Annotated in this window: 23 protein-coding genes; 13 read left to right on the top strand and 10 right to left on the bottom strand. The window is 71.7% G+C overall.

What is annotated here, in order from left to right; all coding sequences use genetic code 11:
* The first annotated feature begins 181 nt into the window (after positions 1-181).
* From KRR26_RS07990 to KRR26_RS08010, 5 genes are all read left to right on the top strand, one after another.
* Positions 182-1156 (top strand): aldo/keto reductase family protein, encoded by a 975-nt coding sequence (locus KRR26_RS07990; RefSeq protein ID WP_217079516.1) that lies wholly within the window; start codon positions 182-184, stop codon positions 1154-1156.
* 11 nt (positions 1157-1167) lie between these two features.
* The gene (locus KRR26_RS07995; RefSeq protein WP_217079517.1) at positions 1168-1992 is read left to right on the top strand and encodes a helix-turn-helix domain-containing protein; all 825 of its coding nucleotides are present in this window, start codon (positions 1168-1170) and stop codon (positions 1990-1992) included.
* Between the two features lie 180 nt (positions 1993-2172).
* Positions 2173-2886 carry a MotA/TolQ/ExbB proton channel family protein gene (locus KRR26_RS08000; RefSeq protein ID WP_120206140.1) on the top strand — a complete coding sequence of 238 codons (714 nt, stop codon included), beginning with the start codon at positions 2173-2175 and terminating at the stop codon, positions 2884-2886.
* 3 nt (positions 2887-2889) lie between these two features.
* Positions 2890-3330, top strand: coding sequence for an ExbD/TolR family protein (locus KRR26_RS08005; RefSeq protein ID WP_120205749.1), 441 nt, complete (start codon positions 2890-2892; stop codon positions 3328-3330).
* 10 nt (positions 3331-3340) lie between these two features.
* Positions 3341-4126, top strand: coding sequence for an energy transducer TonB (locus KRR26_RS08010; protein WP_217079518.1), 786 nt, complete (start codon positions 3341-3343; stop codon positions 4124-4126).
* 27 nt (positions 4127-4153) lie between these two features.
* Here KRR26_RS08010 and KRR26_RS08015 read toward each other — a convergent pair whose 3' ends face one another.
* Complete coding sequence (locus KRR26_RS08015; protein WP_120205746.1) at positions 4154-4657, bottom strand: MarR family winged helix-turn-helix transcriptional regulator; 504 nt, start codon at positions 4655-4657, stop codon at positions 4154-4156.
* Between the two features lie 314 nt (positions 4658-4971).
* Between KRR26_RS08015 and KRR26_RS08020 the strand changes: the two genes are divergently transcribed.
* Positions 4972-6348 carry a TolC family protein gene (locus KRR26_RS08020; RefSeq protein WP_120205744.1) on the top strand — a complete coding sequence of 459 codons (1377 nt, stop codon included), beginning with the start codon at positions 4972-4974 and terminating at the stop codon, positions 6346-6348.
* 133 nt (positions 6349-6481) lie between these two features.
* Positions 6482-6691, top strand: coding sequence for a hypothetical protein (locus KRR26_RS08025; RefSeq protein ID WP_120205743.1), 210 nt, complete (start codon positions 6482-6484; stop codon positions 6689-6691).
* A 24-nt stretch (positions 6692-6715) separates the two neighbouring features.
* Here KRR26_RS08025 and KRR26_RS08030 read toward each other — a convergent pair whose 3' ends face one another.
* Positions 6716-7759: a Rieske 2Fe-2S domain-containing protein gene (locus tag KRR26_RS08030; protein WP_217079519.1), complete on the bottom strand. Its 1044-nt coding sequence runs from the start codon at positions 7757-7759 to the stop codon at positions 6716-6718.
* Positions 7760-7997: 238 nt separating this feature from the next.
* On the opposite strand from KRR26_RS08030, the gene KRR26_RS08035 reads away from it, so the two are divergent.
* Complete coding sequence (locus KRR26_RS08035; RefSeq protein ID WP_328707077.1) at positions 7998-8897, top strand: DUF547 domain-containing protein; 900 nt, start codon at positions 7998-8000, stop codon at positions 8895-8897.
* Here the strand turns inward: KRR26_RS08035 and KRR26_RS08040 are convergent.
* Positions 8831-11629, bottom strand: a complete 2799-nt coding sequence (locus tag KRR26_RS08040; RefSeq protein WP_120205740.1) for a cation-translocating P-type ATPase — start codon at positions 11627-11629, stop codon at positions 8831-8833. The two genes, KRR26_RS08035 and KRR26_RS08040, sit on opposite strands and share 67 nt — an antisense overlap.
* A 188-nt stretch (positions 11630-11817) precedes the next feature.
* Here KRR26_RS08040 and KRR26_RS08045 point away from each other — a divergent pair, with 188 nt between their 5' ends.
* Positions 11818-12351, top strand: a complete 534-nt coding sequence (locus tag KRR26_RS08045) for a YqhA family protein (RefSeq protein ID WP_120205738.1) — start codon at positions 11818-11820, stop codon at positions 12349-12351.
* Here the strand turns inward: KRR26_RS08045 and KRR26_RS08050 are convergent.
* The 4 genes from KRR26_RS08050 to KRR26_RS08065 all read right to left on the bottom strand — a co-directional run bounded on the left by KRR26_RS08050 (position 12329) and on the right by KRR26_RS08065 (position 17425).
* Positions 12329-13282 carry an ROK family protein gene (locus tag KRR26_RS08050; RefSeq protein WP_217079520.1) on the bottom strand — a complete coding sequence of 318 codons (954 nt, stop codon included), beginning with the start codon at positions 13280-13282 and terminating at the stop codon, positions 12329-12331. The genes KRR26_RS08045 and KRR26_RS08050 overlap by 23 nt on opposite strands.
* 45 nt (positions 13283-13327) lie before the next feature.
* Positions 13328-13882, bottom strand: a complete 555-nt coding sequence (locus tag KRR26_RS08055) for an NADPH-dependent FMN reductase (protein ID WP_217079521.1) — start codon at positions 13880-13882, stop codon at positions 13328-13330.
* The gene (locus KRR26_RS08060; protein WP_120205733.1) at positions 13879-15249 is read right to left on the bottom strand and encodes a phosphomannomutase/phosphoglucomutase; all 1371 of its coding nucleotides are present in this window, start codon (positions 15247-15249) and stop codon (positions 13879-13881) included. The genes KRR26_RS08055 and KRR26_RS08060 overlap by 4 nt, the downstream gene beginning before the upstream one ends.
* Positions 15250-15430: 181 nt before the next feature.
* Positions 15431-17425: a serine/threonine-protein kinase gene (locus KRR26_RS08065; protein WP_217079522.1), complete on the bottom strand. Its 1995-nt coding sequence runs from the start codon at positions 17423-17425 to the stop codon at positions 15431-15433.
* A gap of 292 nt (positions 17426-17717) precedes the next feature.
* Between KRR26_RS08065 and KRR26_RS08070 the strand changes: the two genes are divergently transcribed.
* Positions 17718-18881, top strand: a complete 1164-nt coding sequence (locus KRR26_RS08070; RefSeq protein ID WP_120205729.1) for a hypothetical protein — start codon at positions 17718-17720, stop codon at positions 18879-18881.
* A 24-nt stretch (positions 18882-18905) separates the two neighbouring features.
* On the opposite strand, the gene KRR26_RS08075 is transcribed toward KRR26_RS08070, so the two are convergent.
* Positions 18906-19970, bottom strand: a complete 1065-nt coding sequence (locus tag KRR26_RS08075) for a mannose-1-phosphate guanylyltransferase (protein ID WP_120205728.1) — start codon at positions 19968-19970, stop codon at positions 18906-18908.
* 180 nt (positions 19971-20150) lie between these two features.
* Here KRR26_RS08075 and KRR26_RS08080 point away from each other — a divergent pair, with 180 nt between their 5' ends.
* On the top strand, positions 20151-22892 hold the full coding sequence (locus KRR26_RS08080) for a GDSL-type esterase/lipase family protein (protein ID WP_217079523.1): 2742 nt from the start codon (positions 20151-20153) through the stop codon (positions 22890-22892).
* 2 nt (positions 22893-22894) lie between these two features.
* Complete coding sequence (locus KRR26_RS08085) at positions 22895-24310, top strand: MBOAT family O-acyltransferase (RefSeq protein ID WP_217079524.1); 1416 nt, start codon at positions 22895-22897, stop codon at positions 24308-24310.
* A 15-nt stretch (positions 24311-24325) separates the two neighbouring features.
* Here KRR26_RS08085 and KRR26_RS08090 read toward each other — a convergent pair whose 3' ends face one another.
* Positions 24326-24934 carry a CoA pyrophosphatase gene (locus KRR26_RS08090; RefSeq protein WP_120206138.1) on the bottom strand — a complete coding sequence of 203 codons (609 nt, stop codon included), beginning with the start codon at positions 24932-24934 and terminating at the stop codon, positions 24326-24328.
* Between the two features lie 14 nt (positions 24935-24948).
* A complete protein-coding gene (locus KRR26_RS08095; RefSeq protein WP_120205725.1) occupies positions 24949-25842 on the bottom strand; it encodes an undecaprenyl-diphosphate phosphatase in 894 nt (297 codons plus the stop codon).
* A 126-nt stretch (positions 25843-25968) separates the two neighbouring features.
* On the opposite strand from KRR26_RS08095, the gene KRR26_RS08100 reads away from it, so the two are divergent.
* Positions 25969-26439 carry a YchJ family protein gene (locus tag KRR26_RS08100; RefSeq protein ID WP_217079525.1) on the top strand — a complete coding sequence of 157 codons (471 nt, stop codon included), beginning with the start codon at positions 25969-25971 and terminating at the stop codon, positions 26437-26439.
* Positions 26440-26480: the final 41 nt, after the last annotated feature.

The following is a 26480-nucleotide window of genomic DNA, read 5'->3' on the forward strand; positions in this document are numbered from 1 at the left end:
AGCTTGGAGTCGACGTTCTTCGCTGGCCGCCATGTGTGGGCCAGCAGTGTCGGACACTCGGCCCATGCGCGACAAGCGAGGGGAGGGGGACGGTCCAAGGCGGCCCTGGAGCGGTCGCCCGCGGTGACGAGCGGTCCGTCTGACCCGTGCGTCTTCCCGCGCGCATCGCTAACGTGCCCCCATGAACTTCCGCCACCTTGGACGCAGTGGGCTCGTCGTCAGCGAGATCTCCTTCGGCAACTGGTTGACCCATGGGAATCAGGTCGAGGAGGAGGCGGCCCTCGCGTGCGTGCGCGCGGCCCTCGAAGTGGGGATCACCACCTTCGACACCGCGGACGTGTACGCGGAAACGAAGGCGGAGGCGGTGCTCGGCCGCGCGCTCAAGGGCGAGCGCCGCGCCGGCTACGAGCTGTTCACCAAGGTGTTCTGGCCCACGGGCCCGGGGCGGAATGACCGGGGCCTGTCCCGCAAGCACGTCCTCGAGTCCATCGATGGGTCGCTGCGCCGGCTGCAGACGGACTACGTGGACCTCTATCAGGCCCACCGCTACGACCCGAGCACACCGCTGGAGGAGACCATGCTCGCGTTCGCGGACATCGTGCGCCAGGGCAAGGCGCTGTACATCGGCGTCTCGGAGTGGTCCGCGGAGCAGATCCACGCGGGCGCGAAGCTGGCTCGCGAGCTGCGCATCCCCTTCATCTCCAACCAGCCGCAGTACTCCATGCTCTGGCGCGTCATCGAGTCGCAGGTCATCCCTGTCTCGGACGCGGAGGGGATGGGGCAGATTGTCTGGTCCCCGCTCGCGCAGGGCGTGCTCACGGGCAAGTACCGCCCAGGCCAGCCTCCGCCCGCGGGCAGCCGCGCGCGCGACTCGAGGGGGGCGGGCTTCATCAAGGATTTCCTCACGGACGACGTGCTCACCCGCGTGCAGCAGCTCCAACCCATCGCGAAGGACGCGGGCCTCACCATGGCGCAGCTCGCGGTCGCGTGGGTGCTCCAGAACCCGAGCGTGAGCTCGGCCATCATCGGCGCCTCGCGCCCCGAGCAGGTCCACGACAACGTGAAGGCCAGCGGCGTGAAGCTGGACGCGGAGCTGCGCCAGCGCATCGACGCGGTGCTCGGCCCCGCCATCGTGCGCACCGCCCCCGCGCAGTAACCCTCGGCGCCATGCTGCTCGCCCACGCCTCGCCTTCTGAGTCCCGCGCGGGGCCCGGGAACCTGCCCCTGGTGCTCTGGCCCGCCGCGCTCACGATGTGGGGGCCGGGCGAGCAGTCGCGAGCGCACGCGCACCACGCGCTGCACCTGGCGCTGTGTCGCCAGGGCACGCTCGCGCTCCAGCAAGAGGGCGCGGCCACGTCCGAGCACGTGGCCGCGGTGCTCGTGGGGCCAGACGTGACGCACGCGCTCGACGCCCGCGGCAGCGAGCTGCTCCTCTTCTTCGTGGAGCCCGAGAGCCAGGATGGCGAGCGACTCCTCGGCGCGCTCGCCGGTCAGCCCGTGCGCACCTTCGATGCGGCCCAGCGCGATGCCTTGCTCGGTGAGCTGGCCGCGCCAGGGCCGCTCGCTCCGGAGGCCGTGTCTCGCTGGATGCGCGCGACGGTGGACGCGCTCGCGGCGCAACCCCACGCAGCCCCCCGGCGCATGCACCCGCGGGTGCGCCGCCTGCTGCGCGCCCTGCGCCGAGAGCCCCCGCCCGAGGACACCTCGCTGGAGGCGCTCGCCCGCATCGCGGGCCTGTCCCCGGGGCGTCTGATGCACGCCTTCACCGAGTCCGTGGGCGTCCCGCCCCGGCCCTACCTGCTGTGGCTCCGGCTCCAGCGCGCGGCGGGCGCCATCGCCGCGGGCCTGCCGCCTGGCGTCGCGGCGCACGCGGCGGGGTTCTCGGACGCGGCCCACCTGACGCGCACCTTCCAGCGCATGTATGGAGCCCCGCCCTCGGTGCTCCGCGAGCGCAGTCCCCACGTCCAGGCCCAGGCCCTGCCCGACCCCTGACGTTCCGCCCCACCCTGCACTCCAGGCATGCCCTGGCGTGGTCCATCCGACATCCGCCTCCCCGCCCGCTCCAAGGCGCTGAAGGACCCGCTCCCTCAGCGCCGTTCCATTTGACTTTTGGTCTCTCAGGAACAAGAGATTCGCGCGCGCGTTGGCAACCCCACCCACACACAGGCCTCCATGACGTCCCTCTTCATCCTGGCCCAGGCGGGCCAACCCCAAGTCGGCTGGCTCAGCGGCAAGTTGCTCGGCGTCACCCTCACCAGCGCCGAATGGGTCCTCTGGCTGCTCGTCGTCCTGTCAGTGATGTCCATCGCGGTGATGCTGGAGCGCGCGGTCTTCTTCTCGCGGCACCGGCTGCCCAACTCGGAGGAGCTGGCCCTGCGGCTGGCGCGCGGCGAGTTCGAGGCCGTGCGCACCGCCATCGCGGGCAGGAGCGGCATGGAGGCCGCCGTCATCCGCGAGGGCCTCGCCTCCTCGGACCGCGGCGCGGACACCGTGGAGCAGGTCATCGCGTCCACCGTGGCGCGCGAGCGGCCCCAGTACGAGCGCTTCCTGTCGCTCCTGGGCACGCTGGGCAACAACGCGCCGTTCATCGGCCTCTTCGGCACGGTGCTCGGCATCATCAAGGCCTTCCACGACCTGGGATCCATCAACGTGAAGGGCGCCGCCATCCAGCAGACCGTGATGGCCGGCATCTCCGAGGCGCTCGTCGCCACGGCCGTGGGCCTCGCGGTGGCCATCCCCGCGGTGGTGGCCTTCAACATCTTCAACCGTCAGCTCAAGACGCTCACCAGCCGCACCAACGCCCTGGGCCACGCGCTCGTCGGGGCCCTGCGCGCCGAGGGAGGCAAGTCCGCCTCCGCGAACGCCCGCGCCGCGGAAGGTCGGTAGCCCATGGCCGGCGGCGCGTCTGACAACGACGAGGAGATCACAGGCATCAACGTCACCCCGCTGGTGGACGTGGTGCTCGTGCTGCTCATCATCTTCATGGTGACCGCCAACTTCATCGTCCGCGAGACGGTGGAGGTGGACCTGCCCCGCGCGGCCAACGGCGGCGAGACGGTGCAGGGCCTGGTCAACGTGGTGCTCGACAAGGACGGGAAGTTCTTCTTCGACGGCGCCGAGGTGAGCGAGGCGGACCTGTCTCGCAAGGTGGCCGAGGCGGTGGCCAAGGACAAGGAGACGCGCGCCATCATCAGCGCGGATCAGTCCATCCCGTACGGCCGGGTGATGCGGCTCATCGACGTGGTGAAGGGCCAGGGCATCGCCAAGTTCGCGCTCAACATCGAGAAGGACGTGGCCCCCGTCCCCGCGGCCACGCCCGCCACGCCCTGAGGCGCTCTCCATGAGTCAGGCGGTCCTCGACGCTCCTCTGCATCCCCGCGATCGCTCCACGCGCGGGGTCCTCGCGTTCCTGCTCCTCTCGCTCGCGCTGCATGGCGTGGGCTTCTGGTGGCTCGGGAACGTGGCGGACCGGCCTCGGCCCGAGGTCGTGCGCCCCGTGGAGCTGGTCATGGTGGAGGTGAACAAGCCTCCCCCGCCGCCGCCCGAGGAGAAGAAGGAGGAGCCCAAGCCACCACCGCCCAAGGTGAGGCCGGTGAAGCCGCCGCCCGTGAAGGTAGCCGAGGCCCCCAAGCCTCCACCGCCGTCGCAGGCCCCGCCGCCGCCCAACGACACGCCCCCGCCGCCGCAGGCCAAGCCGCCGCCCTTGGTGGTGGGCATGACGCTGTCGTCCACCACCAGCGCGGGCTCCTTCGCCGCGCCCGTGGGCAACACCACCTACGGCAAGGTGGATGCGAAGGCGAAGAACCCCCAGGACGTGAAGGCGTACTCCGCCCCGAAGTACACGCCCATCTATCAGGTGGACTCCGAGCCCACGGTCTCCTCCGCGGTGAAGATTCCCTATCCCCCCGAGGCGCGCAGCGCGGGCATCGAGGGGACCGTGGTGCTGTCCATCACCGTCGACACCGAGGGCAAGGTCGTGGCCGCCAAGGTGGTGTCCGGCCCTGGCTATGGCCTCAACGAGGCGGCGCGCGACGCCGTCCTCCGCTTCCGCTTCAAGCCCGCCATCAAGAATGGCGAGGCGGTCTCCACGGAGCTGAAGTACGCGTACACGTTCCTGCTGGAGTGAGCGCGCCCCGCGTGAGGGCGCGGAGGGCTAACGCTCTCGCGCCCGGCGCATGATGTCGCGCAGGGACTTCAGGTCCCCTTCCGGCATGTTCGCGATGACGGCGGGCGGCTCGGCCAGCCGCTCGAGCAGCCGCTCCCGCAGCGCCGCGCCCGCCTCCGTCAGCACCAGCATCTTCACGCGACGGTCGTGCTCGCTGCTGCGGCGCTCCACCAGCCCGCGGACCTCCATCCGGTCCACCAGCCCCGTCACGTTCGAGGCGTCACACGACAGGTAGGTCGCCAGCGTGCTCATGGCCAGCGGGCCTTCGCCCAACTGCCGCACCACGTGCGCCTGCACCGGCGAGAGCTCGAACTCCGCGGCCAGCGCCGGGAAGTTCCGCATGTGCGCGTGCATCACCTCGAAGAGCAGCGCCCACGCCTCATGCGCCAAGTCCTGCCCCAGAGCATCCACCGAAGGACCCACGCCCGAGCGGCGTCGGACCTCCGCCGGCTTCCCCCCTCGCTCCATCTGTCCCTCACTCGTCCCGCTCATGATTTTCCTATGTTAATTCACTCGAATCACCTAAACAATTGACAACATCAACCTTTGATGGATACTACATTCCGGAAATTCCACCATTGAACGGCCGGCTCCGCTAAATGGGGGGCCGGACAACTCGAAGGGGACCTCGCGGGCGGTGCAGCCTGGAGGGCGTCCCGCTCCGGGGGGTTCACCGGTTCGTGTCGTCTTCCGCCTGCTTTTCTGGTGCTCGCCAGGACGCTGGTGGCTAGAGGTTCCCCAGGATTTGTCCACCGTGACGAGTCCGGCCCGCGATCGAGCGGGCCTGTCGAGGAGGTAGAGGCGGTATGAGTTCCCTTCTGGCGCTGACCCTGTCGGCCACCCTGGCCGCGGCGCCCGTACTGACACTGGACGAGGCCTTGGAATCGGCCCGCCAGCAGAACCTGGATTTGAAGATCGCGCAGGCCCGCCTGGATCAGGCGGAGACGGCGACGCGCAAGGCCTGGGCGGGCTACCTGCCCACGTTGACCGCCGGCGCGGCGCTCACCCGCAACTCGGACTCGGCGCAGATTCCGCCCGGGCTCCTGGCCCCGGTGCCCATCACGCTCCAGCCGCTGTGGCTGCGCAGCGCCCGCGTGGAGGCGAAGCAGGCCGTCATCGCGCCGCAGCTCTTCGCGGCCATCTCGGCGTCGTACAAGGCCGTGAAGCTGGCGGAGCTGAACACGGAGACCGCGCGCCGCGAGATCCTCTTCGGCGTGGCGCAGGCGTACTACGGCGCCGCCGCGCAGCAGGAGGCCCTCAAGGCCCAGGAGCGGCTGCTGGAGCTGAACCAGGCGCGTGAGAAGGACACCCAGGCGCGCTTCGACGCGGGCACCGTCACGCGGGTGGCGCTGCTGCGCGCCCAGTTGGACCGCACGCGCGCCGAGCAGGACCTGGTGCGCGCGCGCAACGCCCTGGCCAGCCTGAAGCTGGCGCTCGGCACGCTCATCCAGCGCGAGCCGGACTTCGATCTCGCCGCCCCGCCGGAGCCGCAGGTCGCCGCCAAGCAGTCCTCCGACGCGCTGGTGAACGAGGCCCTCGAGCACCGCACCGAGGTCGCGGCCGCGGCCACGGGCGTCAGCCTCGCCCGCACGAACAAGACGGGCGTCCTCCTCAGCTACCTGCCCAACCTGGGCCTGAGCGGCACGTACAACATCAGCAACGCGGCGGCCTTCACGGGCAAGAACGACTCGTGGGCCATCACCCTGGGCCTGAGCTGGACGCTGTTCGACGGCGGCCTGCGCGAGGCGAACCTCACCGAGGCCTCCGCCAAGGTCGTCGAGGCCACCCAGTCCCAGCGCCTGGCCGAGTCTCGCGTGCGCGAGGAAGTGCGCCGCTCGCAGCTCGACCTGGAGAACGCCCTGGCCAACCGCGCCAAGGCCGAGGAGTCGCTGTCGCTGGCGCGTGAGTCGTCTCGCCTGACGGACGTCAGCTTCAAGGCGGGCGTCGCCACGTACCTGGAGGTCGCGGACTCCAACACTGCGCTCACCGGCGCGGAGGTCGGCTTCGTATCCGAGCGCCTCCAGGCCTCGCTGGCCGCGCTGCGCCTGCTCAAGGCCGTGGGCTCGTTCGAGTCCGGCACGACGCGCAAGGACGCCGCCGCCCTCGACCAGCCGCAGGCGCCCGCTGGACAGCCGCAGGCGCCCGCTGGGCAGCCCGCTCCGACTCCGGCGCCGCAGCCGTAGTCGCAGGCACGCCCGGCGCCGCCTTCTGGGCGCCGGGTTCCCTGCCCGCCCGCAGAACGGGAGCCCCGGGCTTGTAGCCGCCCAGGGGCGACCCCACCCTCGTGAGGAACCCCGCTTCCACGAGGAGGTCGTCATGGCGGATGCACAGTGGGGCAACTGCAAGGGCTGCCGGTTCTTCGCCAGCACCAGCGCGAGTCCGGAGGACCGCGAGGTCCACAACTGCAACCACCCGAAGCTGCGCCCCTTCGAGCTGGAGGTATCCGGGGCCAGTGGTTGCAACGTCTACGAGGCCCGCACGAGCCCCAAGGACACCTACGAGGAGCCCGCTCCGTCCGTGCAGTAGGCCACGGGAGGATGGCGTGCTCCCTCACGCCCCAGAGGCCTCGCGCGCCAACGACAGCGGCGCGGCCTCTGGCTGAACCCCGTAGTAGATGCGCTCCATCAAGCGGCGCTGGTGGACCAGCGGCTTGTCGTAGCGGTCCAACCGCATGCCTTTGTGGCTGTAGGGCGTGTCCGCCACCATCGGGATGAAGCGCGCGTCGTCGCGAACCTCCCACCAGGTGAGCCCCAGGGCGGCCTTGGCCGCGAGCGGCAACAGCGGCCGCATCGCCCGGACGTCCGTGCGCAGGAACGAGAAGACGTGCAGGCGCGTGGTCGTCGCCGTCTCCGGCACGAAGAAGATGTGCGCCTGCGTGACGAAGGGCCGAGGCCGGCCCGCCGCGGTCACCCAGCGAATGGTGTACACGCTGCGCACCGGGTCGAAGCGCGTCACCCAGTCATTGTGGAACGTGTCCCCCGGCGCCACGCCCAGCAGCCGGATGATGGGCGCGGGCCGCTGCGGCGCGCGGTAGTGCACCTCCGTGCGGTCATCGAAGTTGTGCGCCTCGAACTCCACCGCGTCCGTGTGCGGACCGTCCCAGCCCAGCCGCGTGTGCACGAACGGCGTGTGCTCGTCCTCGCTGAAGTTGTCGAGCGACACGTGCAGCGGCGCGCGGAAGAGCGTGGAGAACGAGCCGCCGAACACGTAGTCCTCGGACTGCAGCTGAGGCAGCGCGGACAGCGGCGTGTCCTGCTGGGCCAGCCACAGGTAGCCCAGGTGCTCCACCACCTGGAAGCCGCGCGTGTCACAGTGGCGCAGGTCCGGCTGACTGGGATTGACCCCGTTGCCGCGCGAGTCGAAGCGCCAGCCGTGGTACGGGCACTCGAGCCGCCCGTCCTTCGTCACCCGCCCCCGAGACAAGGGCGCGAAGCGGTGCGGACACGCATCCAGCAGCGCCGCGGGACGCCCGGCCGCATCGCGGAACAGCGCATAGGCCCGGCCCGCCAGCTCCACGCGAACGGGCTTGCGGCCCAGCGCGCTCGCCGGCAGCACGGGGTGGAAGTGGCGGACGACGTCGGGGGTAGGCTCCATGTCTCACGCAGTATAGCGGCGAGGCGCTCATACCCCGCCCACTCGGATTCCTCCTGGAGCTTCGAGAAGTTGAGGCCGGCATGAATTCTCTGGATTCCATGCCGCATCGCCTCGCCCTCCGTCCGGGAGTCCACGCACCCTGGGCAGGCCGCTGGGCGAGCGCGCGTCGTGAATCCGCGAGGATGCGAGCTGCGGACGGGTCGCGGAGTGTGTCCGGGCACGCATAGACTGCGACCCCGTGGATGCCCCCGCCCCCACCCGACGCCGACTCCGCCCGCGCGCGGTGTTGCTCCTGGTCCTCCCCCTGCTCGTGGGGCTCGGGGGGGTGCTTCACGTCCGGGGGCTGGTGCCCGCCGCGGTGCCCACCCTGTCGTCGCCGTTCAGCGTCCAGACCTACTCGCGGGCGCTCACGCACGTGAGAGCGGATGGGCAGGTGGACTTCCCAGGGCTGGGCCATGACCGGGCTTCGCTGGATGGTTTCGTGGCGCAGCTCGCGTCGTGCTCGCCGCACAACCGGCCGGATGTCTTCGACACGCCCGAGGACGCGCTGGCCTACTGGCTCAACGCGTACAACGCGCTGGTGCTCCAGCAGGTGGTGGATGGCTATCCGTATCTGGAGAGCGTGCGGCAGCCCTGGCTGGGCCGCTTCTATTGGGGCCGCGCCTGGCCCGTGGGCGGCGAGCGGCTGACGCTGTGGGCCCTGGAGAACCGCATCCTCCGAGGTGAGTACGAGGACCCGCGCATCCACTTCGCCCTCTTCCGCGGCACGCGCGGCGGGCCCCTGCTGGACGGCGCGCCGTTCCAGGGCGAGTTCCTGGACGCGCAGCTCAACGACGCCAGCCGCCGCTACATGGCGGACCCGCGGCACGTGCGCCTGGAGGGCCACACCGTCCACCTCGCGGGCCTGTTCGACGCGCACCGCGAGGACTTCCTCGCCGCGCTGCCCGAGGGCCGGCGCGGCACCGTGCTCCAGTTCGTCTGGGCCTTCCTCCCGGAGGCGTGCGACGAGCGGCCCGGCTGCGACACGCGCTCGGACCTGGACCGGGCCTGCGGCACCCGGCTGGATGCATGTCAGGTCGTCTTCGAGCCGGATGACGTGTCGCTCCCCGATGCCACGGCCCGCGCCGCTCGGCCCTGAGCGCGCGTCCGCAGCCACTTCTCCAGCCCCACCGTGGGCAGCACCACCGCGCCCACCAGCACGGACAGCCCCAGTTCCTTGGCGGACAGCCCCACGGTGCCGAACACGCGCTGCATGAACGGCAGGTACATGAAGCCCGCCTGGAGCACGCACAGCGCGCCAATGCCCACGAAGACGAGCGGGTTGGAGAACACGCCCACCTCGCGCATGGAGCCCGTCAGCGTGCGGCACAGCAGCAGGTAGAACATCTGGAAGCAGATGACGGTGTTGACCGCGCTCGTCTGCGCCGCCGCCAGCGACACGGCCTCGCTGTCCACGCGCGCGTCGCGGGTGAACTCCCAGAGGAACAGGCCCACCGCGCCCGCGGACATGAGCAGCGCCACCAGCCCCGTGCGCATCACCACGAAGTGGCTGAGCACGGGCGCGTTCGGGGCTCGGGGTGGCCGTCGCATGACGTCGCGTTCACGCGCCTCGAAGGCCAGCGGGAGCGCCAGCGTCACCGTCGCCACCAGGTTGATCCACAAGAGCTGCGTGGGGAGCATGGCCATCAGCGGCTGGCGCACGCCATCCACCTCGGCCATGGGGAAGAAGGCCACGCCGAACATGAGGATGAGCGCGAGCCCCAGGTTGGTGGGCAACACGAAGGCCAGGGACTTGATGAGGTTGTCATAGACGCGCCGCCCCTCCTCCACCGCCGCGGCGATGGAGGCGAAGTTGTCGTCCGTCAGCACGATGTCCGCGGCCTCGCGTGACACCGCGGTGCCAGTGATGCCCATGGCCACCCCGATGTTGGCCTGCTTCAGCGAGGGCGCGTCGTTGACGCCATCGCCCGTCATCGCCACCACCTGCCCTCGGGCCTGGAGCGCGCGCACCACGCGCAGCTTGTGCTCGGGCGCCACGCGGGCGAAGACGTTCGCTTCGAGCACCACCTCGGCGAGCCGCGCGTCATCCATCCCGGACAGCTCCGCGCCCGTCACGCCCCGCGTGCCGGAAGGCATCAGTCCGAGCCGCGCGCCAATGGCCTCCGCCGTCGCCGGATGGTCACCCGTCATCATCTTCACGGTGATGCCCGCGCCGTGGCACACGCGCACCGCCTCGATGGCCTCCTCGCGCGGTGGATCCATCATCCCCGCCAGCCCCAGCAACCGGAGCCCCTCGGCCACATCCCCCGGGCGCAAGGTGGCCTGGGACTCGGGCACCTCCTTCCACGCCATCGCGAGCACGCGCATGCCCTCGTGCGCCAGCGCCTCCACCGCGTCGAGCACGCCCTGCGTCCCCAGCCCCTCCACCGGCGCGCAGCGGGCCAGCACCACCTCGGGAGCGCCCTTGAAGAACACACCTCGCGTCCCGCGCCCCGTCTCGTGGAGCGTGGCCATGTACTGGTGCTCGGACTCGAAAGGGATGGCGTCCACCCGAGGCTCTCTCGCGCGGAGGTCCTCCACGCGCAGGCCCACCTTCTCCGCGGCCACCACGAGCGCCCCCTCGGTGGGGTCGCCCGTCATCTCCCACAGCCCGCGATGGAGCTGGAGCGTGGACTCGTTGCACAGCGCGCCCGCCACCAGCAGCGCGCGCACTTCCGCGGGCACGCCCACCACGGGCTGACCTTCGCGTTGGAGCTGCCCTCGGGGCGCATAGCCCACGCCGGTGAGGCAATAGCGTCCCTCCGGCGTCCACAGCGCCTGCACCGTCATCTCGTTGCGCGTGAGCGTGCCGGTCTTGTCCGAGCAGATGACCGTGGTGCTGCCCAGCGTCTCCACCGCGGGCAGCTTGCGCACCACCGCGCGGCGGGCGGCCATGCGCTGGACGCCGATGGCCAGCGCGATGGTGACGATGGCGGGCAGCCCTTCCGGGATGGCCGCGACCGCCAGGGTGATGGCCACCAGCACGGCCTCGTTGAGCGGATAGCCGCGCCCGAGCCCCACGGCCATGAGCGCCACGGACACGACGACGATGGCCACCGTGATGGTGCGCCCCAACACCGCGAGCGCGCGCGTCAGCGGCGTCTGGAGGTCCGTGGCCTGCTCCAGCAAGGAGGAGATGCGACCCAGCTCGGTGGCGCCGCCCGTGGCCACCACCACCGCCGTCGTCGTCCCCGAGGTGACGAGCGTGCCGCCATGCACCAGGCTCGAGCGGTCCCCCAGCTCCGCGTCCGCGGGCACCTCGGGCACGGCCTTGCGCGCGGGGACGGACTCCCCGGTGAGCGCGGCCTCCTCCACCTGGAGGTTGCGCGCGGACAACAGCCGCATGTCCGCCGGCACGCGGTCGCCGGACGACAGGCTCACCACGTCCCCAGGCACCAGGTCCGAGGCGGGGACTGACAGCCGTCGTCCGCCGCGCGTCACCGTGGCGTTCTCCGGAACCATGTGGCGCAGCGCCTCGATGGCCTTGCCCGCGCGGTACTCCTGCACGAAGCCGATGAAGGTGTTGAGCACCACCACCGCGGCCACCACCAGCCCGTCCGTCACCTTGCCCAAGAGCATCGCGAGCCCCGCCGAGGCCACGAGCACCCAGATGAGCGGGTTGTTCACCTGCCGCCAGAGCAGGGCCAGCGGGCCGTCCGTGCGCTCGCGCTCCAGCACGTTGGGCCCGTGCCGCGCCAATCGCGCGCGGGCCTCCGCGTCGGAGAGGCCCGCCTCGGAGCTGTCCAACCGAGCCAGCGCCACCTCGGAGGACAGCGCGTGCCATGCGGGCTGCGCACCGGACCGCTCTTCCAAACGGGGCGTGACTCCCATGGGCACCTTCCTCCTCGCGCCAGGAAAGGTGGTGATGGCCTCGCCTTCAGTCCGCCCGAGTGCTCGCGCGGCCCATCCGCCAGTCGAAAGAGTCCTGCCCTCGGAGGCGATGGCCGCATCGACGCAAGCCCCCAGATTGAGCCCCGCCCGGGTCTCCGCGTCTCGAGAAGACGGGCACGCGAGCCCGCATGGAAAAGCTGCGCCGAGGCTTCGAGCACCTGCTGTGGGGCAGCCGCTTCATCATGCTGGCGGGCGTCCTGTTCAGCCTGTTGATGACGCTGAGCGCCTTCTTCATGGCCACCGTGGACTCGCTGCAGCTCCCCGGCTACCTGGACGACTACGCGCGCTCGGACCTGCCCACCGAGGAGCGCTCGGACCTGCGCGCCCAGCTGCTCACGCTCATCGTCAAGGCCGTGGACGGCTACATCGTCACCGCCATCCTCCTCATCTTCTCGCTGGGCCTCTACGAGCTCTTCATGGGCCGGCTGGAGGTGGCGCGCGACTCACAGGTGACGCCGCAGCTGCTTCAGTCCTCCAGCCTGGAGGACCTCAAGGAGCGCATCGCCAAGCTGCTCGTGCTGGTGCTCGTCATCGAGTTCTTCCAGCGCGCGGTGCGCCTGGACGTCAACAGCGCCAAGGACCTGGTCCTCATGGCGCTGGGCATCCTGCTCATCGGCGCGACGCTCTGGATTGGCCGGCTCAACCTGCACGAGAAGCACTGAGGCCCAAGAGCCCCGCGCCAATCAAGCCGCTGTCGTCGCCCAGCTCGGCGTCCACGATGAGCAGCCCCTCGCGCGACACCTGCGAGGCCCAGGCCTGCACGCCCTCCACCAGACGGCGGCGGATGCCCGGGCAGTTCATCAGCACGCCGCCGCCCAGCACGAGCCGCGCCGGGTTGAGCACCGTCACCTGATTGGCCACCGCGAGCGCCAGGAACTGGGCCGCGCGGTCATGAATCTCCTGCGCCTCTTCGTCGCCCGCCTCCGCGGCCTGCTCCAGCACCACCGGCGTGACGAGCGCGGGGTCGCCGCCCGTCAGCTTCGCGAGCATGGGCGAGCGCCCCGCTGCGAGCAGCTCCCGCGTCAGCGCGATGAGGTTGTGCCCCCCCGCGTAGGCCTCCAGGCAGCCCAGCTCGCCGCAGCCGCAGCGCCGTCCGCCCGGCACGACCTTGATGTGGCCCAGCTCGCCCGCGACCCCGCCGGCGCCGCCCACCAATCGGCCATCCGCGATGATGGCGCTGCCCACGCCCGAGCCCACGAAGGCCACCAGCATGTCCTGCGAGCCGCGCCCCGCGCCGGCGTGCAGCTCGCCCCAGGCCGCGGCGGACAAGTCATTCACGAGCTGCACGGTGCAGCCGAGCTTCTCGCCCAACATCGTGGCCAGCGGCACGTTGCGCCAGCCGAGGTTCGGCGCCACCGCGAGCACGCCGGTGTCCTTGTGGATCTGCCCCGCGGCGCCCACCACCGCGCAGCCCTCCACCCTCACGCCCGAACCCGCCACCGCCTCGCGGGCCGCCTGGGCCAGCGTCTCCACCACCGCGGTCGGGCTGCGCTCGGCGAGCGGCCGCTTGGCCACCGAGAGCAGCGCCCCCGAGGCATCCACCACCGCGGCCCGGGCGAACGTCCCGCCCAGGTCGATTCCCAGCGTCGGCATGGCGTGCAGTCTCCTCCTCGCGCCCCGCGACCTCGCGAGCGCCCTTCAGCCCTTCAGCCGCGCCACCAGCGAGGCCATCTGCGCGGCGAGCTCCTTCTGCCTGGCCTCGTCCTTCAGCACGCCCTCGGGCGTGAAGGCCTCCATCGCGCGCGCGATGTGCACCTGCGTGGGCAGCACGTGCGCGCCCAAGAAGGCCAACACCTGCCGCAGATGGGGCTGCATGCGCGCCGTCCCGAAGATGCCCGGCGTGGAGCCCATCAGCGCGGCCCACTTCTCCTTGAAGCGCTGCCCGGGCGGGCGCGAAGCCCAGTCGATCGCGTTCTTCAGGCCGCCGGGGATGGACGAGTTGTACTCGGGGCTGGCGATGATGAAGCCCTGCGCCTTGTCGATCCGCTCCCGCAGCTCCACCACGGAGGCAGGCAGGCCCGCGGCCTCGACGTCGCCGTCGTAGATGGGCAGGTTCAGCGCCCGGAGGTCCACCACGTCCACGTCGGCCCCCAAGGCGCGCGCCTGGGCCACCGCCGCGTCGCGCAGCATGGAGTTGAAGCCGTGGGCTCGCAGGCTGCCGCTGAGGGCCGCGATCCGCGGCGCCCCGCTCAAGCGCCGACCTCCCGCTGGGCCTGGGCCACCGTGTTGTCGATGAGGGCTTGGATCTCCTTGAGCCGCGCCTCGGTGCTCGCCTCGAAGCGCAGCACGAGGATGGGCTGCGTGTTGGAGGCGCGGATGAGGCCCCAGCCGTCCGGGAACGTCACGCGCACGCCGTCCACGTCGATGATGCTGTGGCCCGCGGCGCGCAGAATCTCCGTGGCGCGCTTCACCATCGCGAACTTCTTCTCCTCCTTCGTGTCGAAGCGCAGCTCCGGGCTGGCGTACGTCTTCGGCACGTCCGCGAGCAGCTCGGACAGCTTCTGCTTCTCGTGGGTGAGGATCTCCAGGAGGCGCGCGGACGAGTACACCGCGTCGTCGAAGCCGAAGTAGCGGTGCTTGAAGAAGATGTGGCCGCTCATCTCGCCGGCCAGCTCCGCGTGCTCCTCCTTCATCTTCGCCTTGATGAGCGAGTGGCCCGCCTTCCACATCACCGGCTTGCCGCCGCGCTTCGCGATGTCGTCGTACAGCGTGTAGCTGCACTTCACCTCGCCCACGATGGCCGCGCCCGGGGCCTCCTTCAGCACGTAGCGGCTGAAGAGCACCATGAGCTGATCGCCCCAGAGGATGTTGCCCTGGTCGTCGATGACGCCAATGCGGTCGCTGTCGCCGTCATAGGCGATGCCCACCTCGGCCTTCTCGCGCTTCACCGCCGCGATGAGGTCCTGGAGGTTCTCCACCACGGTGGGGTCCGGGTGGTGGTTGGGGAAGGTGGCGTCCATCTCGCAGAACAGGGGCACCACGTCGAAGCCCATGCTCTGGAACAGCGGCACCGCGATGGCGCCGCCCGTGCCGTTGCCGGCGTCGATGACGATGCGCATGCCCTTGCGCCCCACCTTCACCGTCTGCCGGACGAAGTGGTTGTAGGGCGTGATGATGTCGAACGCTTCCACCGTGCCGGGCTTGGCCGAGGTGGCGAAGTCGCGCGCCTCGATGAGCCGGCGCAGCTCTTGAATCTCCGGGCCGTGGAAGGTCGTCTTGCCCGCGCCAATCTTGAAGCCGTTGTACTCGGGCGGGTTGTGGCTGCCGGTAATCATCGCCAGCCCGTCCACGGGCAGCGTGTTGGCCGCGAAGTACGTCAGCGGCGTGGGCACCACGCCCACGTCGAGCACGTTCAAGCCGGTGGACGTCAGGCCGCGCGCCAGCGCGTCGCGGAAGCGCGTGGAGGACTCGCGGCAGTCGCGCCCCACCACGATGGAGGTCCCGCCCTTGCGGCGGATGATGGTGCCCAGGCCCTTGCCCAGCAGCTCCACCACCTCGATGGTGAGGTCCTTGTCCACCAGACCCCGGATGTCGTACTCGCGAAAGATATGGGTGTTCATGAAGGTGTCCCCGCGCCTCCTCACGGCCAGAGGGCGTAGCAGAGGGCGGCGGACAATACACGAGCCCCGCGCCCGGCGTGCACGCACCTGCGGGGTCAGGCTGACTGCTGGACTCCCGGGCCGTCCAGGAGGGCCCGGGTGCGCTCGGACGCCTCCCCCCACGGCGGACAGACGCCGCGCGTCAGCGGCCCGCGCTCGCCGCGCGCACGGGCTGCGCGGCTGACAGCTTGCGAACAGAAGGCCGCGCCTGGGTCCGCCGGCGCAGCGCCTCGTAGTGACGCAGCCAGGGCAGGTTGAGCGGGTCCACGGCCAGGGCCTGCGCGTAGTGGGCCAGCGCCGCCCGCGGGGACCGCCCCGACTCCAGCGCGTGCCCCTGGGCGAAGAGGGCCTGGGCCTGGGCGCTGGCCTCCGGACGGGCGGCGAGGAAGGCGCGCCGCAAGGGCTCCACCTGCGCCTCGGTCAGCCCCGCCGCGAGGCACTGGCTGACCCCCTCCAGGTTGCCCCGGAGCGCGTCGAAGCCCGCGCGGGACAGGGGCTCGCCCAGCGTCCGGCGAGCGGCCTCCACCCGGGCGCGCAGGGACTCCAGCGCCAGGCGCTGGCGCGTGGGCAGGGGCCGGTCCTGGAAGGCGCCCAGCCGGCTCAGCGCGGAGTCACCTCGGCGGCGGATCTCCACGAAGTCCGCGTTGGGCGCGGCCCCCAGCAGGCGGTACGGGTTGCGCGCCACGGCGCTCGCGCGCGCCAGGAGCTGCTCCAACTCCGCGTCCGGGGCGGGCTCACGCGCCGGGGGGGCGCCGCTCGCGAGGAGCTGGCGCCAGGGCTCGCTCACGTCCACCAGGTGGACGAAGACGCCCGCGGTGACGCCCCACGTCCGCGCCTCGTCGGCGGTGACGTGCCGGACGACGTCGCACTCGCACGTCAGCGCCCGGCCTCCCGAGGACAGCTCCACGCACAGCCGCGCGGCCAGGGGCGGCAGCGCACCGGGACACGCCACGAAGAAGCCGCCCGGCGCCACGTCGCTCACGGCCACGGCCTGGAAGCCCACGCCGGGGAGCGCCATCCGCACGCCCAGGTCCGCGGGCGTCGCCGTGCCCGGCGCGGTGGCCTCCATCAGCACCACGGGCGCAGCGCCCGCGTCGTCCACGACCGCCACCCCCGACCCGCGCGACGACGGCACCGGCAGCAGCTCGGAGGAGGCGCTGAAGGCGGCGGCCTCGCGGCGCAGGGTCTCGGCGTCCCGAGTCCCCTCCACCACGAAGGGTCGCAGCGGGCCGGTGGGGGTGGCGGTCGCGGGCCGCGGGCCGCCCTCGAGCGCTTCGCGGAAGGCGCGCGCATCCGCGAAGCGCTCCTCGGGGCGCTGGGCCAGGGCGCGCAGGAGCACCTGGGAGAAGCCCACGGGGACGCGAGCATTGAAGACATGCGGCGCGGTGGGAGGCGCGTCGCCCACGCGGCCGAAGCCGAAGGGCAGCCGGCCACACGCGAGCAGGTAGCCCGCCACGCCCAGCGCGTAGAGGTCCGCGCGCCCGTCCACGGCCGCGCCCGTCCACTGCTCGGGCGCGAGGAACGCCGGCGAGCCCGCCACCATGCCCGCGCGTCGCTCCGCGTCGGTGAGGCTCGCGTTGAGCACCGCGCTCGCGCCGAAGTCGAGCAGCTTCACGCACCGCACGCCCCGCGCGTCACGGGCGAGCACCAGGTTGTCCAGCGTCAGGCCCCGGTGCACCACGCCGTTCGCGTGCGCGGCCTCCAGCCCCGCCAGCGATTGCCGGAGCACGTCCAACACCTCGGGCATCGTCAGCGGCAAGGCGCGACGGGACAGCGGCTCACCCTCCACCAGCTCCATCAACACCGAGGGCAGCCCCCCGGGCCCCGGGCGCACATCCATCACCCGCGCGATGTTCGGGTGCCGCAGCTTGCGCGTGGCGAGTGCCTCCGTGACGAAGCGCGAGCGCACGACGGGCTGATCCGCGAGGTGCGGATGCAGCACCTTCACCGCGAAGCAGTGGCCCGTGGGCGCGTGCTCCGCCGCGTACACCACGCCCAGGGACCCCGCGCCCAACCATCGGCGCAAGAGCAGCGGCCCATGTCGCTTGCCCTCGAGCGAGCCCCTTCGTCCCCGGGGAGCCCCGGACTCACACGGCTCGCTCTCCGGATGCTTCTGCACGCAAAGCTGGCAGCCCATCGCAGTCCTCCCACGAACCGCCCGTCGCGGACGGGTTCGTCGGCCAGGGCTGCAACCTCCGTGCAGCGCGCGCGTGCATCACCCGACACCCCAAGCATCCGAAGGACCAAGGCCCCCCTCGGGAGGGCCCCCGACGGCTCGGTAAAAGCTTCCAACCACTCCGGAAAAAACTGCTCTCACTGTCATTCTCTCGCACACCGAGAAGCCGGTTGACACTGCGATTCCCGTCATTTCCCGAACGGTTCGAACGTCAGCCTCGCTTGGGATTCTGTCCCGCCCACGGAGGTGCCTCATGGTTGTTTCTCTCGCGGGTCTCGGAGCTCCTCGCGCCACGCGACCCTTCCTTTCCACCCTCGCCGCGCTCACCACGGGCGCGCTGCTCTCGGGCTGCGCCACCCCTTGGACAGCCGCTGGCGAGGCCGTTCCCGCGCCGTCCATCCGCTACCGCTCGGCGTCCCCGCCGTCGCTCCAGCGTGGCCGTCACCTGCCGCCGGTGGGCTCGGAGCCAGAAGCCCCGCCCGCGCCCCCGCGCGCCACCGTCAACGTGGCGGCTCCGGGCGCCACCATCGCGGAGGCGCCCGCGCGCGAGGAGGCGGACCTCTTCGAGGCGGTGCTCCTGCGCGCCGGCTTCGACGCCACCTCGGAGCTGCCTCCGCGCGCGCAGGCGCTGTCGCCCGGAGACGCGGCGGCGCTGTACGGCGCGCTGCTGAGCAGGCCCGTCACGCTGGGGACGTTCGCGCCCCGGCGTGCCGTGGCGCACCTGCTGCGCGAAGTCTTCGAGGAGGGACGGGACGTGTCGCGCACGGAGCTGCTCGCGCGCATGCGCCGCTACGAGAAGCTCACGGTCCTGCGTCCGGATGGGAACCTGGCGTGGGTGCTCACCGGCGCGGCCCAGCAGCGCGTGGGCGAGGTGCAGTGGACGGCGGGCGCCTTCCGCGCCTACCAGTTCGAGGTGGGGCCGTTCTACGCGACGGAGAGCGGCGCGTTCCGCCGCGTGGACGCCAACCTGCGGCAGGGCTGGGACTCGGCCGCGCTCGCGGAGGTGTACGGCGGCGCGACCACCGCGGCGCCCGAGCAGGACGCTCCGGTGGAGCCCTTCGTGGAGCACGCGCTCGCGCTGGAGGCCGCCTTCGCGCGCCCCGGTGACAGCCTCGCCGCGCTCCAGCGCTTGCCGCAGGGGCTGGCGGATCTCCTGGAGACCTCGCCCGCCTTCCTCGCGCGCTTCCGGCTGATGACCCGCGCGGAGCAGGCCCGAGCGGTGCGCCAGCTCGCCACCCAGATGCTCGCCACCTGCGGCGGCGCCTCGGGCGTGGACTGTCTGCCAGCGGCGCCGCGGCCCTCGTGGGAGGCACGGCGCATTCCCGACCTGAAGCTCAGCGACGCGGGCGCCCTCGTGCTGGAGCGCCTGGACGCCGCGTCCAGCACGGCATCCGTGCTCCCGCCCGTCACGCCGTGAATCGAGCGCGGCGGGCGGTGCGCGTCACAGGTAGCGCGTCATCTTGCGCGCCTTGAGCGCCTCCACCACCTTGCGCACATCCTGGCTCTTGTCCTTGGGCACCACGAGGACGGCGTCGCCCGAGTCCACCACCACGACATCGGTCAGGCCCACCACCGCGAGCGGGCGCTTGTCCGCGAGCACCACGCAGCCCTGGCAGTCCACCACCACCGCCGAGGCCCCGGAGATGACGTTGCCCTTCTCGTCCGCGGGCCGCACCTCGGGGATGGCCGCGAACGAGCCCACGTCCGACCACCCGAAGTCCCCGGGCAGCACGGCGATGTTGGACGCCTTCTCCATCACCCCGTAGTCGATGGAGATGGAGGGCAGCTTCGGGAACACGCGCTTGAGCACCGCGCCAAAGGTCCGCTTGCCCACCGCCTTCGCCAGCGCGTCCAGCCCCTTCTGCATCTGGGGCATGTGCTTCGCGAAGGCCTCCAGGATGACGTCCGCGCGGAAGACGAAGATGCCACCGTTCCACGCGTACTCGCCGGAGGACACGTACGCGCGCGCGGTCTCCAGGTCCGGCTTCTCCTTGAACGCCTTCACCGCGCGGCCCCCGCCCTCCAGGGGCGCGCCCACCTGGATGTAGCCGTAGCCCGTCTCGGGATGGCGCGGGGTGATGCCCAGCGTGACGATGTGGCCGGCCTCCGCGATGCGGGCCGCGTCCGACAGCGTGCGCTGGAAACCCGCCACGTCCGCCACGTGGTGATCCGACGGCAGCACCACCAGGACGCCCTTCGGGTCCCTCGCGGCCACCTGGAGCGCGGCCAGGGCGATGGCCGGCGCGGTGTTCCGCGCCACCGGCTCCACCAGGAGGTTCTGCTTGGGCAGGCCCTTCACCAGCTTCGCCGCGTTCTTCGCGTGCAGCGGCCCGCAGACGATGAAGGTGTTCTTCACCGGGGCCAACCCCTTGAGGCGTGCGGCGGTGTCGGTGATGAGGGGCTGCTTGGAGGCCAGCGGCAGGAACTGCTTGGGGCGCGCCTGCCGGGACAGGGGCCAGAAGCGGGTGCCGGAGCCACCAGCCATGATGACGGGATAGAGGGCCATGCGGGAATCGGACTCCTGAGGGCGCCGGAGACCAATCCGCCCGGCGCGGGATGGCGGCGCACCATAGCGCTTCGCGCCGCTCGCGGAAGGGGGCCTGCCCGCCTGCCCAGCCACCGGCGGAACGCTTCAGTGTGGGCAGAGTTTTGACCGCCCCCCAAAAAGCCAGTCTCATGCCGCCCGTTGGACCTCAAGCCCACATCCACCGGGTGGACGCTCGCCCTCACCGTGCTGCTCGCGTTGGGGTTGTCGCTCGCGCCACTGCCGGTCCAGTTCCGCCCCATTCCCAGCCTCCGCCAGGACGAAGGCACGCTGGGGCCCAAGCTGGTGGCGCTCGTGCTGCCCGCGTCCCTGCGCGGGAAGAAGGCACGGCCGCCTCCGGACGCGCTCGCGCCAGACTCGGCGCCCGCGGCCCACCCGGAGTCCGAGTCCTCGGCCGTGGCGGAGAGCGCCGCGCCGGAGGGCCCCGACGCGGGGGTGGCCCCCGCCGCCGTGCCCGGCATCGGCCTGGAGGACCTGAGCGCCCCCACCCTGGCGAGCGCGCTGGAGCTGGAGGCCCTGCGCGAGCGCATGGGCGCCAGGCACGTGGACATCGAGCTGAACTGCCGCAAGGCCCGAGCGGACGGCACCTGCGAGGAGGATGGGCTGGCGCCCTTTACCCGAGCGCTGGGGGAGCTGCGCGCCGACGCGCGCCGCACGCCGGTGCGCGTGGTGCACCTGGGCGACTCGCTGGTGGCCTCGGACTACATCACCGACGTGGTGCGCGAGCGGCTCCAGGAGCGCTTCGGCTCGGGCGGACGGGGCTTCCTCTACATCCACCGGCTGGCCCAGGCGGGCCGCGCCACGCGCGCGGGCACCGCCAGCACCGAGGGCTGGAAGATGGAGCGGCTGGTGGACACCAACTGGCCCAAGGACCGCGTGGGCTGGACGGGCGTGGCCTTCTCCACCAGCGGCCCGGCGCAGGGCACGCGCTACGCGCTGGATGGCGCGCGCGTGGCGGAGCTGTACTTCCTCACCCAGCCGGCCAACGGCGCCGTGCAGTTCGCGGTGGATGGCAAGCCCGCGCAGCGAATCCAGACGCGCGCCATCGCCTCCAAGCCCGAGGCCGCCTTCGCGCGCCTCACCCTCCCCGAAGGCGCCAAGACGCTCTCGCTGCTCGCCTCGGGCAAGACGGAGCTGCACGGCGTGACGCTGGAGACGGGCGCGCCCGGCATCGTCTACGACACGGTGGGCCTGCTGGGTGGCATGGCGGAGGTGTACCTGCGCGCGCAGCCCGCGGCCTTCCGCGCTCAGCTTCGACACCGCAAGCCCTCGCTGGTGGTGTTGATGGTGGGCGGCAACGAGGCGTTCTTCCTGTCGCGCGAGCGCACCACGCTGGACGAGGTGCGCACACAGATGACGGCGCTGGTGGCCCGCGTGCGGGAAGCCACGCCCGAGGCCGCGTGCCTCGTGCTGTCGCCCATCGACGCGGGCGTGCGCACCATGAGCGGCGAGCTGGTGACGCGCCGCCACTCCGCCGAGGTGGGGCAGATCTTCCGCGAAGTCGCGCGCGAGGGCGGCTGCGCGTTCTACGACACGCTGGCGGCCATGGGCGGCGAGGGCAGCGCGCTGCGATGGCTGGAGGCGGGCCTCCTCCTCGAGGACCTGGTGCACCCGCGCGTGCGTGGCTCGAACCTGCTCGGCCACCTCTTGGACCTGGCGCTGCAGCGCGCCTTCGCCCGGCGCCACGCGCCGCTCGTGAACGTGGAGGATGACCCAGGGCTCCAGAACGCGGATCCATCGCTCGCGGGCACCTTCGCGAAGCTGCACCGCCGCGAGTCTGGCGAGGCGCTGCGCGTGGGCATCGCGCAGCTCGGCGCCTCGCACACGGCCGCGCACATCTTCACGGACGCGGTGCGCGAGGCGCTGGCGAAGCGCTTCGGCGACGCGGGCCGCGGCTTCATCTCCGCGGGCAAGGCCTCGCCCCGGTTGGACGCGGGCCACGTGGTCCGCGCGATGACGGGCCCCTGGACCGTGGAGGACGCGAAGGAGTCGCCTCCAGGCGGCATCTGGGGCTTGAGCGGCACGCGCGCGGTGGGCGCTCCCGGCGCCTCGCTGTCCATCCAGTTCTGCAAGGACTGCCCGGCGGGAGACGCCCCGGCCGGACGGCTCGACGTGTACGCGGTGGATCAACCCGGCGCGGGTGCGCTGGAAGTGACGGTGGACGGCGAGCCCGTCCCCGCCGAGGCACCACCTCCCGAGCCGCTCACCGCGCCCACGGTGCGCATCCGCTCGTTCCCCGTCACGGGGCTCGGCCACACGGTGCGGGTGTCCGTGCCCGAGGGCGGCGGCTCGGCCACGGTGCTGGGCGCCGCGCTGGAGTACGAGCGCCCCGGCATCGTCTACGACGCGATGGGCCTGCCCGGCGCCACCGCCTTCACCGCGAAGGCCATGGACGCCACCGCGCTGGACACGCAGCTCGCCGCGCGCCGGCCGGACCTGCTCGTGTACTGGTACGGCACCAACGAGGCGGGCGAAGAGGGCCTCGACGCGGCGGCGTTGCACCAGGACTACACCGCGCTCGTGTCGCGGATGCGCCGGGCCACCGGCGCCGAGTGCCTCATCATCGGCCCCACGGACCGACTGCGGCAGGACGCCACGGGCCGCTGGACGGAGGCGCCGTCGCTGGCCAAGGTGCTGGCCACGCTGCCCCAGGTTGCCAAGGACGCGGGCTGCGCCTACTGGTCCGCGCGCGCGGCCATGGGCGGCGAGCGCGCCATGCAGCGCTGGCAGCGACAGGAGCCGCCGCTGGGACTCACGGACGGCGTGCACCTCACCCAGACGGGCTATGAGCGGCTGGCCGCCGCGTTCGTGAAGGACCTGATGAGCGCGTACGACGCGACGAACAAGAAGGCCGAGCCCACGGCCCGCGCGGGAGGGCCCTGACCGTGCTGTCTCACAGCCTCCAGTACCTCGCGTTCGTCATCGCCGTCTTCGCCGCCTACTGGGCGGTGCACCGCCACTACGCCGCGCGGATGTTCGTGCTGCTCGCGGCGAGCGTGTACTTCTACGCGGTCTTCACGCCCTTCCCGCTGCTCATCTTCCTGGCGGGCGTGACGGTGGACCACCTGCTCGTGAAGGGCATGGCGCGCACCGATTCGCCGGGCACGCGCAAGCTCTTCGTCGTCCTGTCCATCGTCTCCAACCTGGGGCTCCTGGCGGGCTTCAAGTACCTGGAGCTCTTGCGCAAGACGGCCGTGTCGCTCCTGGCGCCGTGGCACATCGACGTGCGCGCCGAGCCCTTCCACCTGCTCTTGCCGGTGGGCCTGTCCTTCTACGTCTTCCAGGCCATCAGCTACACGGTGGACGTGTACCGAGGGAAGGCGAGCGCGGAGCACTCGTTCTTCGAGCACCTGCTGTACATGCTCTTCTTCCCCCGCGTGGTGAGCGGGCCCATCGTCCGCGCCTCCGAGCTGATGGCGCACTTCCGCGAGGAGCCCACGCTCTCGCCCGATGACGGCGCGCGCGCGCTGTTCCGCGTCGCGGTGGGGCTGGTGAAGAAGCTCATCATCGCGGACGTGCTGGGCAGCGGCATCGTGGATCCGGTGTTCGGCAGTCCGCACGCGTACTCCTCCGCCGAGTGCGCGGTGGCCGCGGTCGCGTACACGCTGGAGCTCTACTACGACTTCTCGGGGTACTCGGACATCGCCATGGGCGTGGCGGCGCTGTTCGGGTTCCGCTTCCCGGAGAACTTCGCGCGGCCGTACCTGGCGAAGAACCTGTTCGAGTTCTGGAACCGCTGGCACATGAGCCTGTCTTCGTGGCTGCGGGACTACCTGTACATCCCGCTGGGCGGCAACCGGCGCTCGAAGCCCCGCGTGTGCTTCAACCTGATGATGGTGATGGTGCTGGGCGGCCTGTGGCACGGGGCGGACTGGCGCTTCGCCGTGTGGGGCGGCGTGCACGGCGTGGCGCTGTGCGCGGTGCGCTGCTGGTGGTGGTTCCGCGGCAAGACGAGCGAGCCGGGGCCGGTGCGCGTCGCGCTGGGCATGCTCGCGACCTTCACGCTGGTGGTGCTGACGCGCGTGGTGTTCCGCGCGCCGGACATGACGCACGCCGCGGAGTTCTACGCGCGCATGCTGGCGGGCGTACCAGGGCTGGCCAACGTGGCGCCGCTGGTGTGGGGGATGATCGCCGTGGCGGTGGCCGCGCACGCCCTGCCCCTCAAGCTCTATGAGCTGTCCGCCGAGCTGTTCGTGCGAATGCCCGTGCCCGTGCGGGCCGTGGCGCTCGTGCTGCTGGGCCTGGGCATCCGCCACCTCTCCACCATGGAGACGCGGCCGTACGTGTACCTGCAGTTCTGAGCGCGCTCCGGTCCGCTACGGCCGTCCGAGCAGCGCCGCGACATCCGGCACGCGGGCGACCAGGTGCAACAGCTCGCGCACGATGCGCGCGGTGGCGCCCCAGATGACGTGCGAGTCGTACGTGTAGAAGTACAGGTCGTGCTCCACGCCCTGCCAGATGCCGCGCTCGGTGCGCAGCAGCGCCGGGTCCATCAAGCGCACGAGCGGCACCTCCAGGATGAGGTCCACCTCGGCGGCGCTCGGGCGGTACTGACCGTTCCCCGGGATGACGCCCACGAACGGGCGGATGCGGTACGCGGAGGTGGTGGGCGTCTCGTTGAGCATCCCCAGCACGCGCACGTCGCGCCGGTCGATGCCCAGCTCCTCCTCCGTCTCACGCAGCGCCGTGTGCAGCGGGGTGGCGTCCTCCGCGTCTCGCCCACCTCCGGGGAACGCGTACTGGCCCGCGTGCGTGCGCAGGTTGGCGGGGCGCCGCGTGAAGAGCACGTGCGCCACGCCCTCCCGCTCGAACAGCGGCACGAGCACGGCCGCCTCGCGCAGCGCCACCCCGGGCAGCTCGAAGGAACGCGCCGGACGCGTCGACAGCGTCGACTCCAGCGCATCGAACAGCGCTTGCACGCCCACGGCCACGCCCTCTCTCAGTCCGTGACTTGCTTCTCGACGGGCGGCTTCAGGGGCGACTTCGCTGTGTCCACGTTCTCCACGCCTGACATCGGCTGGAGCACGCTCATCTTGAGCAGCACCAGGAGCACCACGCCCAACACCACGCGGTACACGATGAACACCATCGTGGTGCGCGTGCGCAGGAACTTCAGCAGCCACGCGATGGCGGCCATGCCCGAGGCGAACGCCACCAGCGTCCCCGTCCACAGCGCCACCGCGGAGGGGCGCTCGGTGGCCTCGAGCAGGTGCTTCAACTCGAACAGGCCCGCGAGCCCCGTGGCTGGGATGGAGAGCAGGAACGAGTAGCGCGCCGCGTCCTCGCGCTTCAGCCCGCGCGACAGGCCGCCCGTCAGCGTGGTGCCCGAGCGCGACGAGCCCGGAATCAGCGCGAGCGCCTGCCACAACCCGATGGCGATGCCGTCCGCCCACGTCATGTCCGCCACGGTGCGCCGGTGCGACGCGCGCTTCTCCACGTAGAGCAGCACCAGCGCCAACAGGATGAGGCTGCACGCGATGACGTAGAGCGAGCGGAACTGCGTCTCGATGAGCTTCTTCAGCCCCAGCCCCAGCAGGCCGATGGGCAGCGTGCCCACGAGCACGTACCAGGCGAGGCGGGACTCCTGCGTCCCGAAGGGCTCGCGGCGCCACAGGCCGCGGAAGAACGCGGCGCCCAGCGCGACGATGTCCTTGCGGAAGTAGATGAGGACCGCGGCCACCGTGCCCAATTGGATGACGGCGGAGTACGCCGCGCCCGGGTCCGGCCAGCCGAACAGCTCCGGGGCGATGCGCAGGTGCGCGGTGGAACTGATGGGGAGGAACTCGGTGAGGCCCTGGACCAGGCCCAGGACGATGGCTTCGAGGAGGCTCATAGGGGCGCGGGCGCCAGGGATATGCCCGCGCCTGCTCGCCAGCAAGGGCGAAGCATCACCCCGGCGACGAGGTCCGGTACTCAACGCCCCGGCAAGAGGACAGGACAGGTAGGCTCACCGGCGCCCATGCCTCCCGCGCCCCAGTGTCCCTGCTCCTCCGGCCTCCGCTATCGCCAGTGTTGCGCGCCCTACCACCGGGGCGAGGCCGAGCCCCCCGACGCCGAGCACCTCATGCGCAGCCGCTACAGCGCCTTCGCGCTCCGGGAGGTGGCCTACCTCTGGAAGACCCTGCACCCGGACCACCCGGACCGCGCGCGCCCGGAGGCCGAGGCCCTCCGCGAGCTGCGCGCCTCCGCCGCGGCGCATCAGTACCCCGGGCTGGTGGTCATGGACCGCCAAGCCCCGGACGCCTCGGGCGTGGCCCGCGTGCTGTTCTTCGCGAAGGTGTTCGAGAGGGGCAAGGACCGCTCCTTCGTGGAGCGCTCCGACTTCCGCCATGACGGCACCGGGTGGCGATACGTGTCGGGCGTGGGGAAGCTCCCGCGCGAGCTTCCCGTGCCCCCGGAATCGCTCACCCTGGCGACCTTCCCCAAATAGCGGAAGGCCGCCGTCAGGATTCTCCCGCCGGCTCGTGAAGG

It is taken from the genome of Citreicoccus inhibens (genome assembly GCF_019039035.1).
Taxonomy (GTDB): Bacteria; Myxococcota; Myxococcia; order Myxococcales; family Myxococcaceae; genus Citreicoccus; species Citreicoccus inhibens.